17 protein-coding genes are annotated in these 16,312 nt (G+C 58.5%); 9 read left to right on the plus strand and 8 right to left on the minus strand.

Features of this window, described 5'->3' with window-relative positions; genetic code table 11:
• Positions 1-49: 49 nt before the first annotated feature.
• A complete protein-coding gene (locus tag KX928_RS10620; RefSeq protein WP_219501774.1) occupies positions 50-622 on the plus strand; it encodes a cache domain-containing protein in 573 nt (190 codons plus the stop codon).
• A gap of 21 nt (positions 623-643) precedes the next feature.
• Here the strand turns inward: KX928_RS10620 and KX928_RS10625 are convergent, their stop codons facing one another.
• Positions 644-826 (minus strand): hypothetical protein, encoded by a 183-nt coding sequence (locus KX928_RS10625; protein WP_219501776.1) that lies wholly within the window; start codon positions 824-826, stop codon positions 644-646.
• Positions 827-1,231: 405 nt separating this feature from the next.
• Here KX928_RS10625 and KX928_RS10630 point away from each other — a divergent pair, with 405 nt between their 5' ends.
• The 3 genes from KX928_RS10630 (at position 1,232) to KX928_RS10640 (ending at position 8,207) form a co-directional block, all read left to right on the plus strand.
• The gene (locus KX928_RS10630) at positions 1,232-4,153 is read left to right on the plus strand and encodes an ABC transporter transmembrane domain-containing protein (RefSeq protein WP_308342290.1); all 2,922 of its coding nucleotides are present in this window, start codon (positions 1,232-1,234) and stop codon (positions 4,151-4,153) included.
• A gap of 223 nt (positions 4,154-4,376) precedes the next feature.
• The gene (locus KX928_RS10635; protein WP_219501780.1) at positions 4,377-5,621 is read left to right on the plus strand and encodes an ABC transporter substrate-binding protein; all 1,245 of its coding nucleotides are present in this window, start codon (positions 4,377-4,379) and stop codon (positions 5,619-5,621) included.
• Entirely contained in the window at positions 5,622-8,207 is a 2,586-nt protein-coding gene (locus KX928_RS10640; RefSeq protein WP_219501781.1) for a putative bifunctional diguanylate cyclase/phosphodiesterase, read from the plus strand. It abuts the gene before it with no gap.
• An 84-nt stretch (positions 8,208-8,291) separates the two neighbouring features.
• Here the strand turns inward: KX928_RS10640 and KX928_RS10645 are convergent, their stop codons facing one another.
• The 4 genes from KX928_RS10645 to KX928_RS10660 all read right to left on the minus strand — a co-directional run bounded on the left by KX928_RS10645 (position 8,292) and on the right by KX928_RS10660 (position 12,094).
• Complete coding sequence (locus tag KX928_RS10645; RefSeq protein WP_219501783.1) at positions 8,292-9,842, minus strand: alanine/glycine:cation symporter family protein; 1,551 nt, start codon at positions 9,840-9,842, stop codon at positions 8,292-8,294.
• A gap of 14 nt (positions 9,843-9,856) precedes the next feature.
• Entirely contained in the window at positions 9,857-10,294 is a 438-nt protein-coding gene (locus tag KX928_RS10650) for a universal stress protein (protein ID WP_219501785.1), read from the minus strand.
• A 723-nt stretch (positions 10,295-11,017) separates the two neighbouring features.
• Positions 11,018-11,686, minus strand: coding sequence for a hypothetical protein (locus tag KX928_RS10655; protein WP_219501787.1), 669 nt, complete (start codon positions 11,684-11,686; stop codon positions 11,018-11,020).
• Between the two features lie 201 nt (positions 11,687-11,887).
• Entirely contained in the window at positions 11,888-12,094 is a 207-nt protein-coding gene (locus KX928_RS10660) for a cold-shock protein (RefSeq protein WP_219501789.1), read from the minus strand.
• Positions 12,095-12,239: 145 nt separating this feature from the next.
• Here KX928_RS10660 and KX928_RS10665 point away from each other — a divergent pair, with 145 nt between their 5' ends.
• Positions 12,240-12,491 carry a hypothetical protein gene (locus KX928_RS10665; protein WP_219501791.1) on the plus strand — a complete coding sequence of 84 codons (252 nt, stop codon included), beginning with the start codon at positions 12,240-12,242 and terminating at the stop codon, positions 12,489-12,491.
• 54 nt (positions 12,492-12,545) lie between these two features.
• Here the strand turns inward: KX928_RS10665 and KX928_RS10670 are convergent, their stop codons facing one another.
• The gene (locus tag KX928_RS10670) at positions 12,546-12,782 is read right to left on the minus strand and encodes a hypothetical protein (RefSeq protein WP_219502146.1); all 237 of its coding nucleotides are present in this window, start codon (positions 12,780-12,782) and stop codon (positions 12,546-12,548) included.
• Between the two features lie 152 nt (positions 12,783-12,934).
• Between KX928_RS10670 and KX928_RS10675 the strand changes: the two genes are divergently transcribed.
• Positions 12,935-13,669, plus strand: coding sequence for a Crp/Fnr family transcriptional regulator (locus tag KX928_RS10675; RefSeq protein WP_219501793.1), 735 nt, complete (start codon positions 12,935-12,937; stop codon positions 13,667-13,669).
• A 62-nt stretch (positions 13,670-13,731) separates the two neighbouring features.
• Here the strand turns inward: KX928_RS10675 and KX928_RS10680 are convergent, their stop codons facing one another.
• Together KX928_RS10680 and KX928_RS10685 are read right to left on the minus strand one after the other, a co-directional pair.
• On the minus strand, positions 13,732-13,932 hold the full coding sequence (locus KX928_RS10680) for a hypothetical protein (protein WP_219502162.1): 201 nt from the start codon (positions 13,930-13,932) through the stop codon (positions 13,732-13,734).
• A gap of 170 nt (positions 13,933-14,102) precedes the next feature.
• The gene (locus KX928_RS10685; RefSeq protein ID WP_219501794.1) at positions 14,103-14,519 is read right to left on the minus strand and encodes a hypothetical protein; all 417 of its coding nucleotides are present in this window, start codon (positions 14,517-14,519) and stop codon (positions 14,103-14,105) included.
• A 215-nt stretch (positions 14,520-14,734) separates the two neighbouring features.
• On the opposite strand from KX928_RS10685, the gene KX928_RS10690 reads away from it, so the two are divergent.
• The 3 genes from KX928_RS10690 (at position 14,735) to KX928_RS10700 (ending at position 16,240) form a co-directional block, all read left to right on the plus strand.
• Positions 14,735-15,049 carry a hypothetical protein gene (locus KX928_RS10690; RefSeq protein WP_219501797.1) on the plus strand — a complete coding sequence of 105 codons (315 nt, stop codon included), beginning with the start codon at positions 14,735-14,737 and terminating at the stop codon, positions 15,047-15,049.
• Positions 15,046-15,399: a hypothetical protein gene (locus KX928_RS10695; protein ID WP_219501798.1), complete on the plus strand. Its 354-nt coding sequence runs from the start codon at positions 15,046-15,048 to the stop codon at positions 15,397-15,399. The genes KX928_RS10690 and KX928_RS10695 overlap by 4 nt, the downstream gene beginning before the upstream one ends.
• Positions 15,400-15,472: 73 nt before the next feature.
• Entirely contained in the window at positions 15,473-16,240 is a 768-nt protein-coding gene (locus KX928_RS10700) for a hypothetical protein (protein WP_219501799.1), read from the plus strand.
• Positions 16,241-16,312 lie beyond the last annotated feature (72 nt).

Consider the following 16,312-nt stretch of genomic DNA (forward strand, 5'->3'; position numbering starts at 1 on the left):
ATCGGCGACACCGGTTTGGTGCGCCCTCGCTATAAAAGGAACCCCCGCCATGATCCGTACCTTCCTTCTCTCTTCGCCGCTGATGATCGCGGCCAGTGTCGCATATGCTGTCGACGCCCCGCCCGCGATGAAGGCCTTTGTCGAAACCGACATCATGAACTGGGCGCAATCGGCCGAAGTGACGAATGCGATCATTGCTCAGAATGCCGAAACGGCTGGCGCATCGATCACCCAGATTGAAGAGTGGGACACCGCGTGGCGCGCGCAGGTCGGGCAGGCGACACAACCGCTGATTGATGAAGTGATGGGCAGGCCGCTCTCTGCTACCCTGAAAGAGCAGGTGGCCGAGTCCGGTGGGCGCATCACGGAGATTTTTGTCATGGATGCGCTGGGGTTGAACGTGGCGGCCAGTGGCGTGACGTCTGATTACTGGCAGGGTGACGAAGACAAATACGCCAAATCCTACGGCGTGGGCGCAGGCGCTGTCTTCGTGGATGAAGTGGAGTTCGACGAAAGCTCCCAGACCTATCAGGGGCAGGTGTCTTTCACGATCACCGACCCCAGCAGCGGGGAGATCATCGGCGCCATGACAGTGGGTCTGAACGCCGAGGCCTTTTTCTAGGAGACGCTGTCGCAGGCGCGCTCAGTGGCGCGCCTGAAGCGACCGTGTTGCGGCCAGTTGCAGCTGTGCGACTTCGTCGGCACTGACCTGTCGCAGGGTGAATCCCTTCACGCGCGCCACGGTCGTGTCGGCCTGGTTCTTCTGTCTGATAAGCTCAAAGAGCCGGGTGTGACGAGGATCGCTTTCGGTGTGCAATTGGGTCATGTGAACTTCCGTTTTGTCGCGGACGTATCCGCACTCTAAAACCCAACTGGGACCGTGATGGGGCAGGATCGGGGCGTAAGAGCGACGAGGCCACGGGCCCCGCACGGTCACTCCCGGCGAATGTCGCGAGGGTCGTGATTTTTTCCGCCATCCTGTGCGGATTACCATGCCCTGCCATCCGCTCAGCACCTTCGGGCCCCGCCGACATGGGGACCAGAATGCACGTTAAAGTTCGGATTTCGCAAAAGATATTACTTAGGTTATGCTGCCTCAACATCATAAGGCGCGGATGCATTCGCTTCGACGTCTCGCATGGGGGTGCGGCAAATCGAAAAGACGATCTTTCAATTCATTTGGAGGTATTCGAAGCGTGACCAACTGATCCTTTTGGTCTTCACCTGTGCTTTGTTTCCATTTCTGTATCTGACGCTGGAATTGCCCAAGCGGATCATCAACGACGCGATCGGCGCGGCAACAGGGCAGGTCGATGTCTTCGGCGTGACGTTCAGCCAGGTCGGTCTTCTGGCGCTTTTATGCGCCGCCTTCCTGACGTCCGTGCTGGTGCATGGCCTGCTGAAAATGCGGATCAACACCATGAAGGGTATCCTGTCCGAACGGATGCTGCGACGGCTGCGCTATACCCTGATCTCGCGCATGCTGCGGTTTCCCAAACCGTATTTTCGCAGGACCTCACAGGGCGAACTCGTCGCCATGATCACCGGAGAGACCGAGCCCATGGGCGGGTTGATGGGGGATGCGCTGACGCAGCCGGTGCTGCAGGCGGGCCAGATGATCACCATACTGGTGTTTCTTTTCTTGCAAAGCCTGTGGTTCGGGCTTGCCGCCATTGCATTGATCCCGTTGCAGGCGTGGTTGATCCCCAAGCTCCAGCGACAGATCAACCTCATGAACAAGGAGCGGATCAAGGAGGTCCGGCGACTGGCAGCGCTCATCGGCGAAAGCGCGCAAGGTGCAAGCGATCTGCGCATCCATGGCGGATGGCGCTACCGCCTGTCGATGATCAGCGCACGGCTCGGCGTGGTCTTCGGCATCCGGCTGAAAATCTACAAGAAGAAATTCTTCATGAAGTTCATCAATAACTTCATCACCCAGCTTACGCCATTTTTCTTCTTTTCCGTAGGGGGTTATCTGGTGATCCAGGGGGCGGTCTCGCTGGGCGCCCTGGTGGCGGCGCTCGCGGCCTACAAGGATCTCAGCTCACCCTGGAAGGAGTTACTGGCCTATTACAACCAATCGCAGGACATGAGCCTGCGTTGGGAAACAGTGGTCGAAAAATTCTCTCCCGGCAATGTGATCGATGCGCGGTTGATGGACGGCGCGCCGGCGGAAGTGCCAAGCCTTGCCGGCACGGTGGAGTTGCAGGACATTACGGTCACCGACAGCGATGGCAACCCGGTGCTAGAAAACATCTCTGCCCAGTTTGGCAAGGGGAGCGTGGTGGCGGTGGACGCGCCCAGCGAAGAGGACCGGCAGGCACTGGCTGACGTGCTGACCCGCGAGGTCATGCCCTCCAGCGGCCAGGTCGTGATCGCGGGGCATGCCCTGGCCGGCCTGCATCAGTCGGTTATTGCGTCGCGCATCGGACACGCCGACACCCGCCCCATGTTGTTTCAGGGCACTTTCGGCGACAACACGATGATGCCGCTCAAGCAAAACCCGCAGGGAGATGTCACGCCAGAAGTGCAGGCCGCGGCGCAGGAGGCCGCGGCGGCTGGCAACAGTGCCGACCCGGTCGAGGCGGAGTGGCTCGATCCGGCCTTGGCCGGGGTGCAGGACAGGGCGGAGGTTCAGGCGTGGTGGCTGAGCCTGCTCGACACGATGGGCACGGGAGGGGCGTTGTATCGCCGGTCGCTGGACCAGAAAATCGACCTGGAAACACGGCCCGACCTTGCCAGGCGCCTGATCGCCGCGCGGCCCAAGGTCTGGGAGGCCGTGGTGGCGGCAGATCTTGCACGCCACGTCCACCGGTTTGACCCGGCGCTCTACAATCCGGCGCTGCCGGTGATCGGCAACCTGTTTTTCGCGACGATGCGCCGCCCTGTGACGCAACAGGAGTTGGCGACACAGACCGATCTCTTCGACCTGATGCGGAATCTCGGTCTGGAGGCGGGGTTACTGGAGCTGTCGCGCGATGTGATCGAGCTGTTGAACCAGATTTTCGGCACCGATGGCACGGAGCATCCGCTGTTTCGGAAACTGGGCCTTGATCCGGCGGTGTTCGAACGGTCGGTCCAGCTTCTTACCTCTCGCACTGGCACCCTGAGCGATGCCGACAAGGCGATGCTGATGACCGTGCCGTTGCGCATTTCGGCAGAGCAAATCGGCCCGGCCTTTTCCAACGAGATGCGCGAAACGATCCTCGGTCTGCGGGCGGCAAACGGGTTGCAATTCCGCGAAGGGCTCAACGATCTCTATGCGCCGCTCGATGCGGGGGAAATTGCGCCGGGCCTCTCGGTTCTCGAAAACGCGCTCTTTGGCAAGATTTCCGACAGTGCGGGTGCGCGCGCCGACGATCTGCGCAAGCTTGTGTCCGAGGTTCTGGAGCGTGAAGGGTTAAAGCCCGAGGTTATGGCGTTGATGTATGACTTTGCCCTCGCGTCGGGCGGCAGCAATCTGCCAGCGGTTTTCACCGAACCCCTCGCGATCAGTCGCGCGATCATCAAACAGCCGGATGTGCTGATCCTCGATCAGGTGCTGTCCGGTTACGATCCGAAAATCTGGCGGGAAGTGAATGCCAGGCTCCGGGCGCTGTTGCCGCAGACCACGATGATCTATCTGGGTGACGGTTTCGACAACCCCGATCAGTTCGATGCTTTCCTGGAGATCAGGCAGGGGCGCATGGTATCCGCCGACAAGGCCGCCGAGGATGCTGATGACAGTGCCGCGAGTGCAGATTTACTGCGCAAAGTCAGGGCGTTGGAGTCAACAACTCTTTTCTCCGGCATGGGCCGGAAACAGCTCCGGCTGCTCGCTTTCGGGGCGAAATGGTTTTCTGCACAGGCCGGAGACGTCATCTTTAACAAGGATGATGATCCGCGCGATGGTGCATATATGATCCTGTCCGGAGCTGCCGAGTTGTTTGATCCCGGAGACGGGCAGGAAGAAAAGCACATCGCGATGGTCGGACCCGGTACGCTGGTGGGCGAGTTGGGCCTGATCCGGAATGTGCCGCGCGCTCTGACCATGCGGGCCGAAACAGATGTGGAGGCCCTGCGTCTTGGTGCGGACGAATTTCTGGCGGTTGTCGAGAACGATGCGGCCACGTCCTTCAAACTGTTGCAGGTGGTTGCCGGGTACACCGCATAAACCCGAACGGGGCAGGCCGCTCACCTGACCGGTCCCGGTGCCCTCGCGATACGCTTTGGCGCCGTGATCAGGTGCAGTCGGGGGAACCGCGACAAATTGAAGAAAACGGTCCGCATATTACGGCTCTTGGCACCATAATGCATGCCCGGTCTTTAACCAAATAATGAGCGTCTTCTTGGTAATCCTTCTCAGAGCTTAACAAGCTGCACCGAGGGAGACGAAGATGCACAAACCATTGCATATTTTAGCCTGGACCATGCTTTGCTGCAGTTTTGGCCAGTCCGCCGTCGCAGAACGGCTGCGCCTATACATTGACGCCGATTACTCCATTGCACGACCCGCGGCAGATGCAATCGAGCTTGGTGTGAGATCAGCCTTGTCAGAGGTTGATTATGCGATTGGTGACATCGAGCTGGAAGTGGTGCCGATGGATCACCGTGCCAACTCGAAACGCTCCATGGCGAACCTGCGCGCGTTCGAAAACGATCCGCAGGCGCTGGCCGTGATCGGGGGGGTGCATTCCCCTCCCTATCTGACCAACCGGGAACACATAAACGACCGTGGGCTCCTGTTGCTTTTGCCGTGGTCCGCAGCGGGGCCGATTACCCGCCCGGAAGCAGGCCAGGTGAACTGGATTTTCAGGCTGTCTGTGGACGACACCAAGGCCGGGCCCTTTCTCGTAAACCACGTCCTGAACAACAGGCGGTGCCAGCGCACGGCGCTTTTACTGGTGGATACCGGGTGGGGGCGTGCCAATCGCGTGACGATGCTCGAAGCTTTCCGGGAGGCCAAGGCGAACGAACCGGTTGTGTTCACGTTTCCCACCGCCCTTGGCAGCGCCAGCGCGCGGACGCTGGCGGAAAACGTGGCGGGCATGGACGTTGATTGCGCGATCATGTTGTCAAACGCACAGGAGGGGGCTCTCTTGGTCAACGAGCTTCACGAGCTTGCCCCGCACATCAGGCTGGTGAGCCATTGGGGAATCGTGTCGGGCGATTTCCGGGATATGGTGTCGCACACCGTCCGGTCTGATCTTCAAATCGAAGTCTTGCAGACATGCGGTCTGAAGGTTGAACGCGACGGAAGTACGGTTCTCGCGCAAGCCCTGCGCAGCGCCAGCACGCAGGCGCATCCGTTTGAGCGGTTGTCGGACGTCCATGCCTCCACCGGCTTTGTTCACAGCTATGATCTTGTAAAGATCCTTTTGGCCGCAATCGCTCAGACTTCCGGGTCGGATGCGTGGAAGCACGGCTCCATCTCGGAACGCCGCAACCTGCTGCGCGTCGCGCTGGAGGATCTTGCGCGCCCCGTTGAAGGCATTCTCAAGACATATAACCGTCCGTTTGGTCCTTTTTCAGACTCCGCACCCGACGCGCATGAGGCGCTGAACGGTCAGGATCTGTGTGTTGCCTCGTTTGCGGAGTCCGGGCGATTGGTCTTGTCGGAGATGGCGGATCACGATTCCTGAATGCGTCACGCCGTTTCCATAAACAAGGTTTTCTGGTTGCTGCTCGCCTGCAGCTTTGCCTTAGCGCTGACCACTGCGGCGACCGCCGTGTGGGTGACCGCCAAACCCTTTCTGATGGAGACCCACAAGCGTGCCGTGATCAGCCGCGCCAAACAGGAGGCCGCGCGGGTGTATTCCATTCTCGATCCCAGCGCGTCCCTCACTGTCTTTCTGGCGTCAGAACCTTCTCTGGTCTCTTACGTCATAGGCGATGTCCATCACGATGATGGTTTCATTGACAGGCTTGAGGGCGTGGTTGTGCCCGAGAATGTCTCGGAGTTCTTCATTTTTGACTTTGAAGGCACGCCCATGAGTTTTCACCGGGTGTCATCGCGAACCCATTCACTGGAGACAACCAGCGCCGTGCGCGATCTCGCGGCAGAAGTCCTGCTGACCCAGCAGGTGACCACGCGCACCGTAGACAGATTTCGAGATGCCGCAACCCGGTCACAGGACATTCTGATCGCGGCGCCAATCCTGAACAGGGGGTTTGTCGAAGGTGTTCTGACGTCTGTTCTCAGTGTCGACCTCGGGCAGGAACGCACCGCACGGGGGCAGATAGAAACGCTCGCGCGTATCGTGAATGTGAATGACGCGTGGTCGCAACACACCGCTGGCGAAAGCGCCATAACCGTGCCGATCGGATCGACCGGGCTGTCCCTGGTTCTGAACTCGCAGTCAAGCCTGTTCCAGACGATCGGGCAGGAACTGGTGACCAAGGCAATCCTGGCCGTATCTGCCGCGCTGTTGCTGCCCTTTGGGATTTTCGGGTGGCTTGGTCGTCAGACAATTCTGCGCCCTCACGCCGAAGTCGAAAGATCGCGCAACAAACTCAGGGAACAACAAAAAGAACTGAGCGAACTGGCCGCCATCGCGCGCAAGGCGGAGGAAGCCATCGTCATCACCGATCTCGACACGCGGATTGTCTGGCATAACCCGGCTTTCGAACGCATATCCGGCCATTCGGCGGACGCCATCAAGGGGAGACTGCCAGCTGACCTGCTGCAAGGTCCGGACACGGACCCACAAACCCGCGCGGACATTCGGGCGGCCTTGGCAGCGCGTGAGCCGATTTCAGTTGAACTGATCAATTACCGTTCCGACGAGGAGGAATATTGGGTCAGGCTCAGTATTTCGACCTTGTTCGACGATCAGGGGCAGGCCTATGGGTTCATGGCCATTTCAAGCGACGTCTCCGAGCAGAAGCACAATGAAAAGAACCTGATTGCAACAACCTCGGCGATGGAATGGCAGGCGCTGCACGATGAGCTGACCGGGTTGCCGAACCGTCGCTGTTTCAATGGCACCTTCGATAAACTCTGCGCGGAATATGACGCAAGCTCACCCCTTGCGATCATCCGTATCGATCTTGATCACTTCAAGAATGTCAATGACACGATGGGTCATGAAGCGGGTGACAAAGTGTTGTGTCAGGTATCTCAGGTTCTGCGGGACGAAATTTCCCAGGACGACATTCCGGTGCGGATCGGGGGCGATGAATTCATTGTCCTGCTTGGGAAAAACGGGACCCTGAAAAACGCCCAGAAACTGGCGCAAAACATGTTGAGGCGTGTGTCAGAACCCATTGAATACGAGGGAAAATCTCTGCGGGTAGGGGCAAGCTTCGGTATCGCGTCGTCGGAGTGCAATCTGGTGGCGACCGAAGAACTGGTGCGGGCGGCGGACGCGGCGCTTTACATCGCCAAGGAGCGGGGCCGGAACCAGGTGATCACCTACGGCGCTGAAGAGCATAAAAAGGTCGTCGCGGTCCGCGATACCGCCGAACTCATTCGGCTTGGCCTTGAGCGCGGGGAATTCGTGCCCTTCTACCAACCGCAAATTGACGCGAAGACGCATGATGTTGTGGGCGTCGAAGTCCTCGCCCGCTGGGTACAGCCGGACAAGGCGGTTATTCCGCCCTCGGGCTTTCTGGAGGTGGCGGAACAGCTGTCGATGCTGACCCTGCTTGACAGAATGGTAATGAAAAAGGCGCTGGACAACGTGGCGGAACTGGAGCGGGCGGGGACACCCCTGCCGAAAGTCTCCTTCAACGTCACCGCGGGGCGCCTCTCCGATCCCGATCTGCTTGTCGCCATTGACGAGAGAGATTTCACGAAAACCAAAGTCTCCTTCGAAATTCTCGAGTCGGTCTTTCTGGATGATCAGCCGGAATATCTGGATTTCACGCTGGATCTGCTGCGGGAAAAAGGTCTGCTGATCGAGATCGACGATTTCGGCTCCGGCCATGCCTCCATGATCAGCCTCATGCGGGTGCGGCCCGATGTGCTCAAGATCGATCAGCGGCTGGTCTACGGTGCGCCGCAAACTCAGGTGTGTCAGAACATGGTGCGTTCGATCATCGGCATCGCTGAATCCTTGCAGATTTCGGTCACCGCCGAAGGGGTCGAAACCTATATGCATGCTGACATGATGCAGTCGATGGGGTGCGCCACCCTGCAGGGCTTCCATTTTGCCGAACCGATGTCTTTTGAGGATCTGAAGCACTACATTGCCGGCACCCACCGGGCGCAACGGCAGGAAGTATAGAGGCAAAGCGCCGCCCGTCATGGGCGGGACAACCCGCTCTGAAGGGGGAGGTCCCGAGGCGACAAGGGCCGCCCCGGGGATGTGTCAATGTGCGAACTTCTTGATTTCGCCGGACTGCAAACGCTCCGAGTATGATCGCAGTTCTTCACGGACGATGGACATCAGGAAGTACAGGGCGGTGATGTTCACCACGGCCATTGCAAAGATCGCCGCATCGGAGAAGTCGATAACCGGGCCAAGACTGGCGGCGGCACCGATCACGATGAAGATGCAGAAAATGATCTTGAACGTCAGCTCGGATGTCTTGCCTTCCCCGAAAAGATAGGTCCAGCTTTTCAGCCCGTAGTAAGACCAAGAGATCATCGTGGAGAACGCGAAGAGCACCACGGCAACTGCCAGCACATACGGGAACCAGCTGATCGAGGACCCGAATGCCGCGGAGGTCAGCGCAACGCCGCCAACGCCGCCTTCGGTTGCAATCGCAGTGCCCGCTTCGTTGAGTATGTAGACGCCCGCTTCGGCATCGAAGATCAACTGACCGGAGATGGTGATCACAAGGGCTGTCATCGTGCAGATCACGACCGTATCGATCAGCGGCTCCAGCAAGGACACGAAGCCTTCGGTGATCGGCTCCTTGGTCCGCACGGCAGAGTGCGCAATCGCGGCAGATCCGACGCCCGCTTCATTGGAGAAGGCGGCGCGCTTGAACCCCTGGATCAGGGCGCCGACAAAACCACCGGCAACGCCAAGACCGGTGAAGGCCCCCGCAAATATCTGGCCGAAGGCCCAGCCGACCTTGTCGTAGTTCACCAGCAGGATGACCAACGCGGCACCGACATAGAGAATGCCCATGAACGGCACCACTTTTTCGGTCACATTGGCAATGGACTTGATGCCGCCGACGATGACGGCAAACACCACACCGGCAAATACAAGCCCGGTGATCCAGCCCGGATAATCGCCCAGGATGCCGGAAATCTGCGCATGTGCCTGATTGGCCTGGAACATGTTACCACCGCCAAGCGCGCCGAGAATGCAAAAGACGGAGAAGAGGATCGCCAGGGCACCGCCACCGGGAAGGCCGCGTTCCTTAAACCCCTTTGAGATGTAATACATCGGGCCGCCGGATACGGTTCCGTCCGGATATTCGTTGCGGTATTTCACCCCCAGCGTACATTCCGTGAACTTGGAGGCCATGCCCAGCAGGCCCGCAAGGATCATCCAGAAAGTTGCCCCCGGACCGCCGATGCCGACCGCAACGGCCACACCCGCGATGTTCCCCAGGCCGACCGTGCCGGATAGGGCCGTGGCAAGTGCCTGAAAGTGGCTGACCTCGCCCGCGTCCTCCGGGTCTGAATAATCCCCTTTGACCAGCGAGACCGCGTGACCGAAGAACCGCAGTTGCACGAAGGCGAAATAGAAGGTGAAGACCGACGCGGCGACAACCAGCCACAACACGATCCATGGAAAGCTGGTGCCCGGCAGGGGCGCAAAGATCAGGCTCACGAAAGGCCCGGTGAATTGCGCAAAGATGCTGTTCACTTTTTCGTCGAGTGTCATGGCTTCCTGCGCATAGGCGGGCAGTGCCGTGCCGGTCGCTGCCGCTGCAAGCAGGGCTTTGTTGATAATTTTCATTGTCGTCGTCCTCTTCATCCAATGACCGTGACGGGCACGGAGGCGCTCATGACGAGGTTCGCCGTGGAGCTGCCGAAAATGCGTTGGGTCAGGCCGCCTTCCGAAGACCGGCAGACGATGATCTGGTGTCCGCCTTCCTTTTCGCAGATGCTGTTGAGCGTGTGCGCGACATCTCCGTGCCGGACGATGCCGGTGGCGTTCATCCCGGCCTTCTTCAGCGCGTCAACAGCGGGCGTGACAACCCGTTCCATCGCGGTAGAGATTTCCTCCTCGCGACGTTTGTGGCGTTGGGCATTTTCTTCTGCCGTCTGGAAGGAGTACGGCGACCATTCGATCACATATGCGACCAATAGCTCACAGTCTCCGATCCGTTTCGCCAGATCCGTGGCAAATGACAAAGCCCGGTCTCCCGACCCCGCTCCGTCCAAGCCAATCACCAGTTTTGTGGTCATTTTCTGTCCCTTTGTTCCCAAGTTGGATGGCTCTTTCCGTGCGAACCAGTTGCAACGCATACGTGTGTTTTGGCAAACCCTGGTTACTGCTGATTGGGCAGCCGTTGTCCGTAGCGTGACCTCTGATACTAGGGAATTTAAATAGGATTTGGGCCTTTTTTTCGATGATTTGCGGATAATCGCTCTTTATTGCGCGGATTTTCAGGAAAAGTGACAAGTTGACCGGCGCGCGGTATTGGCGGCTTCACACAGCAGGGGTGCACTATAGTGCGTTTGACCGGACCGCGTGCGGCACCTGTTCTACAGCAGGTTTTGGCCTGCCGGTTGATGTGCGTAAGATGCAACACGATGGGCCCGACCCATGATAAACCGACACCTGATACCTGGATAATGGCCGGCTATTGGAGCTCCGGCGAACGACTGGACGCGCAGTACTTCGCGGGTTGATCGGTAGTCCTGGGGGCAGTGTGGCGGAGCGACAGTCCGAAAAGTGGCTTTTGTTAATGCCATAAGTTGTTGATTTGGCTTAGAAGAGCGTTTTATTGCGCTGCAGATTGTGTAGCAAAATGTGCAGCACGTATCGCCTTCGACCCAACCTGGTTGGAAGAAGACCACAAATTACTCGGTTTCCAACGACGCTACATGCTTCCCTGTCTCTCTTGTCGCCGAGCGCTCGCATGGCAGCCGCAGCTGGCCGCCGCGTTGAATGACCGTTGCTTTCCCTTATAGCGCTGCACGAACGGCATCGCGGAATTCGGGGTGGAGTATCCAGTTTCCGGGATCCTTGTCATCTTGGGGCTCACCGCGAAAACCGAGAAGCGTGCTGCCCTCCAGATCGGTCGAGGGACCATCCGCGATTGTCTTCAACGAGAGATAGGCCGCGATCAACTGGCCTGCTTTTGCGAGCGACCTGTTCGCCGATAGCGTTGATTTGTAGCCCGCACCGTTCGCCGTTCGGGCCTCTGTCAGGCCGTCCGCATCCGCCAAGGACAGCGCCTTCAGCATCGCACTTTGTGGGCGCGTCAGCGCGACATGGTTGAGTGCTTCGATATATTCTTCCGTGCTCGCCACGACTTTGCCGGTACCCGGGTCCGTTCTGCGGTTCTCGACCATTTGGCTTTCGCGGGTGTCGATGACGTCGCGCAATGCGGTGATCGCTGCCTCTTCGGTCGCGCCGCTCGCTTCGGCGATCAGGCCGCGTGCCTTCGACGGCGGTTTTGGGAATGCGCGCGCGACGAATTTGCCCGTAAGGAGACCCGACTTTATCTGGTATCTGCCGTATTCGCCCTCATGTATCGGGGGTGGCGCCTTCTTCTTCTTGCTGTCTTTGGTTTTGGGTTTTGTGGCCAGTGTCCTGAAAGGGTCTCGGCTTGCGGCATCGGAACGTAGCATTGAAAATCCTCGCCCTTGTTATGGAGTTGCGTGTTTCGCTGTGACCACCTTGCGCTGCAAGCCGCCGCTCTCGCTGGTTGAGCGAGATCTCTGGCCATCGGCAAGCCATCTCTACTGCGAGGCATTGCCCACTGATCGGGTCATGCTGACAGGCGTGGGCGTGGCGCTGGGGCGCCCCGTAGGAGCGCCCGCTTGCGATGTTCAGGCGAGCGCGATGTTGATCGCGCTTTCACGACCGTCACGGCCAGCCTCGACTTCGAATGTCACCTTCTGATCGTCGTTCACGGTCGTCATGCCCGCCTTCTCGAGGGAGGAGATGTGAAGAAACACATCCTTCCCACCCGTCTCCGGTGCAATAAAGCCGAAGCCTTTGGTGGCGTTGAACCATTTCACTGTGCCATTGGCCATGTGAATTTTCCTTGTTTGATTGCCGCCCACGACAAGTAGCGGCCCGGCTTCTCACGACAGTGTCGAGCGCTGTGAGCCTGCGAAGGAAAACAGAAGGTCGAATGGAAGTCAGTAGCAGTTCATACATGGTGGCTGCCCGGGAGCGTTGCAAGGTTCAGGCCGTCAGCGTCCGATTGTCGATGTTTTCTTTGCCAAAGGTGCGTCGATCCAGTATGGCTCGCAAGTTGCTGGATACCCTGGCAGCCAGAAAAGGAAAGCCTGCATGTCGTTTAACGACCTGGCGAAAAAAGAGGCCGCCGACAAGAAGGCCTCGCAAGAAGAAGATCCGAAATCGCAAACCGGAACCGATGAAGCCCCTGAGTCGGAGTCCGAATTGGGTGATCCGTCAATCAGCTGAGATGCGCGTCTGAGCATACAGGTTGGGCCCGTATTTGGCAGGCGCGGGTTGGCGCTATGAGCGTCGCACAAGAATGCCGCCAAGAATGATGTCGTTGATGAGTTTGGCGGTTTCAGTATGCAATTGCCGTTCGGATTCAGGCCCGTGGGCGTTTTCATGGGTCGCCGCGGCATCGCGGAGGACACCGACGATCTCGCGTTCAGGCAGCAGGTCGCTGTCGTGCAAGGCAAGCAGGAGGGCCTCGCAAATCGAAAGGGCGGCCATGCCTGCAGGATCTCGTTGAACTGACATCGCGGCCATTCCTTGTGCGTTTGTTGCATTGTGACCTGGCGAGGTCATGACGGTCTTGACAAACATCACAAGGAATTCGGTACCACGTACTAATCGAAATCAGTCGCAGTGCCGAACTCTTCCTGGAGTGTTCGCCGGTTCGGGAGGGACCGATGATGAACATCGCAGCCAGTCCGCTCACCAAAAAGCTCTCTGCGTTCGTCGCACTGTCGGAGACGGAACTGGCCGTTCTGGAGCGTTTGCACCAGCGGCGGAAATCCTTCTCTGCAGGGCGCGACCTGGTTCACCAGGGCCAATCCGAACAGGCGGCATACATCCTGGCATCGGGCTGGGTCGTCTCCTACAAGATTCAGGCCGACGGATCGCGGCAAATCGTTGATTTTCAGATACCGGGGGATTTTCTGGGGCTTCGAAGCGTTCTGCTCCACACGTCGGATCATGGCATCGAACCGCTTGTCGATATCGAAGCCGCGGAAGTCATGGCAAGCGATCTTCTTCAAGCCTTCGCTGAGACGCCGCGGCTCGCCACCGCCATTCTGTGGGCCGTGTCGCGCGACGAGGCGATGGTTGTCGAGCATCTCGTTGGGCTGGGGCGGCGCGATGCGGACGCGCGAATGGCGCATTTCCTGCTGGAACTTGGTGCGAGGCTGTCGCTCGTCGGGATGGGCAGCAAAGCCGGATATGCCTGTCCGCTTACGCAGTACCATCTGGCCGACGCATTGGGACTAAGCGCTATCCACGTCAACCGCGTTCTGCGTAAGCTCAGAGAAGACGCGTTGGTCACCTTCCGAGACGGATTGGTGACATTTGACGATTATGGCCGCCTCATTGAACTGGCAGATTTTGATCCGGCCTATTTGGATCAGGCACGCCCCTTATTGCCTTGAATGGTCCGCCCTCAGACTGGCTGAGGGCGGATCTACACCTCATAGATTTGGCAATTGCAACGTCACGCCAGTGCGCGGCCAGCCTCCTTGAGCTCTTTGTGCGCTTCTTCATCGTTGTCAGCTGCATGCGCCTTTTCGGCGGCCTGATAATGCTTCAGGGCTGTGGCCTTTTTGGGCCCCTCGGGTGCTTTGTCCCAGGCTGTTTTTACAGAGGCCATGTGTTTAACTGTGTGGTTTTCTTCGCTTTGATCTTCTTCATTCATGGAAATGTCCTTTCATGGACGGTCCGAGAACAAGAAGCGTGCCGACTTGCCGATCTTCTGGGATCGGCACGCCTGCACGCTTCCCCGGTACTCGAAACACACTCTCCACCAAACATTCGGCGGACACAGATCACCTATCCGATGCGGGCACCTCTCCGTACTGATCGAGGTTAGCCCGTCTGGGCCAGATAGAGGATCAATGCCAGAACCGCGACGCCAACAAGAGCTAACTGTGTCCAGTTGATCCAACCTTGCGGAACCATTTTCGTGTCCACTTCAAGCGGTCTTGAAGTCAGAAGCGGCGTACGCTTTGGCAGCAATGCAATCAGCTTTGCCGCTCTTCCCTCGCTTGCAAGCGCAAGCGTCGGAATGTCGGTGATCGCTTCAAGATGCGCTGTCAGTCGAACTTGTGCTGCCTCTCGAGCAAGACGCGAAAGTTCACGCGCCTCGGTCCAAGGTTCGAGATCGAGGCGCGCAAACGCCGACAATACTGTCACGGCGGCACCGGTTCTGTCCTCGCCCACTTCCGCGAACAGGAAGGGATCGTAATCGGTGCCATCCGGGTGGAGGACGTCTGAGGCGGACATGGGGTGCCTTTCGGTTGGTGTTTGAAACCGCAGAACGGCATTCCCTTTCATCCTGACAGCAAAAAACCTGAAAAGGGCTAACCTCGATCAGCATCGTACCCCGAAGGTTCGGCTAGTGTGCGTGCAATAGCCTTGTTGCGACGAGGCGTTCTTTTCGACGCGTGGCGCAATGGCCGGGCCGGAAAGTTCAGCATTCAATTCAATGGAGACCCGGGATGCTCACGCGTTCGACCAGATCGATGGTGACGTTTGCCAACGTCTTCACGATGGGAGACAGCCTGCAGGAGATGCCTGCAGGTACATATGAAATCGTTGTCGAGGAAGAGCTCTTGCAGGGTCTCAGCTTCGAAGCATACCGACGTATCGCGACCCACCTGATGGTCCGGGGGCCAGACGGTGAAGCCGGCAAAACGGCAATGCACATGATCACCAAGGAGGATCTGGAGTATGCAATTGCATGTGATCGGACCCTCTCTGAAACCACCAAAAACAGCGAGGCGGTGCTTTCTCCGCAGGAGGATACGACATGACTACACCCGAATGGCTCAAACCCGGCATCTACGGCGCGCTCCTTGGCGCGGCCTTTGTCGGCATCGTTGGATTTTCCTGGGGCGGATGGATGACCGGAGGCGGCGCGGACAAGATGGCAAGCGAGATGGCACAGGACGAAGTGATCGCAGCACTTGTGCCCTTCTGCCTCGACAGGTCCCGAACCGACAATGAACGCATTGCAAAGCTCGCAACGATCCGGGAGGCATCGTCGTTCAAGCGGCGTGACGCGGTCATGGAAGCGGGTTGGGCGACGATGCCGGGATCAGATGGCCCCAACCGCGAACTGGCGCAGGCGTGTATCGAAGGTCTCGAGCTTGATGCATCGTAGGTATCTCGAATTGACGCCCGTTTCGTCTATGGGCATCGCAGATATGCTGTCAAAGGGGCCAAGTCGCTCCGCAATGGCCTCCGCAGGACTCCTCGGTCTCGCCTTCGTCGTGCTCATCGCACTCGGATCGCCCTCTTCCGTTCAGGCTCAGGTTGCCCCGATGCCCCCAAATGCGCAGGCCAAAAGCTATGGCGATGGATGGGAATGCGCTCAGTCGTTTCGGCGTGATGGTGATGAGTGTATTGCCATCATCGTTCCGGAGAATGCCTACCCGACGAACCGAACCTATGGCGCAGGTTGGGAGTGCTTACACGGGTTTCAGGAGGTCGATGATGCAACCTGTCTCGAGGTCATGGTTCCCGATGACGGATTTCTCGACCCATCGGGCAAGAGTTGGAGCTGCCTTCGCGGTTACATGAAAGTGGACGATCTTTGCCTGGAGATCGTTCTCCCGCCAAACGCGTATCTGGCGGATAGCGGGTATGGGCCTGCATGGAAATGTGATCGGACCTACGAGATCGACGGTGACACCTGCGTCGAAATTGCAGTTCCGGAAAACGCCTTTCTGAATGGGGCAGGCTACGGCCAGCCTTGGATCTGCGAGCGGGGGTTCTTCGAAAACGACGATATGTGTGAAGCCGTTGCAGTTCCGGAAAACGCCTTCTTTTACGATGCGAGCCATGGGCCAGGGTGGAAGTGCGACCGGGGCTTTGCCGCGTCCGATACTGGATGCACGCTTATCGATCTTCCTGACAACGCGCATCTCGACAGATCGGGAAACAGATGGGAATGCCACCGGAACTTTCAGCGATCACGGGGACGCTGCATCCTCAACGAGTAATACTCCCGATCCGGATTGAAACACGGCTCTTCGGCGCGAATGCGTCATGTGATCGGCCCGACACGGAGCCGT

It is taken from the genome of Roseobacter insulae (assembly GCF_019375555.1).
Taxonomy (GTDB): Bacteria; Pseudomonadota; Alphaproteobacteria; order Rhodobacterales; family Rhodobacteraceae; genus Roseobacter; species Roseobacter insulae.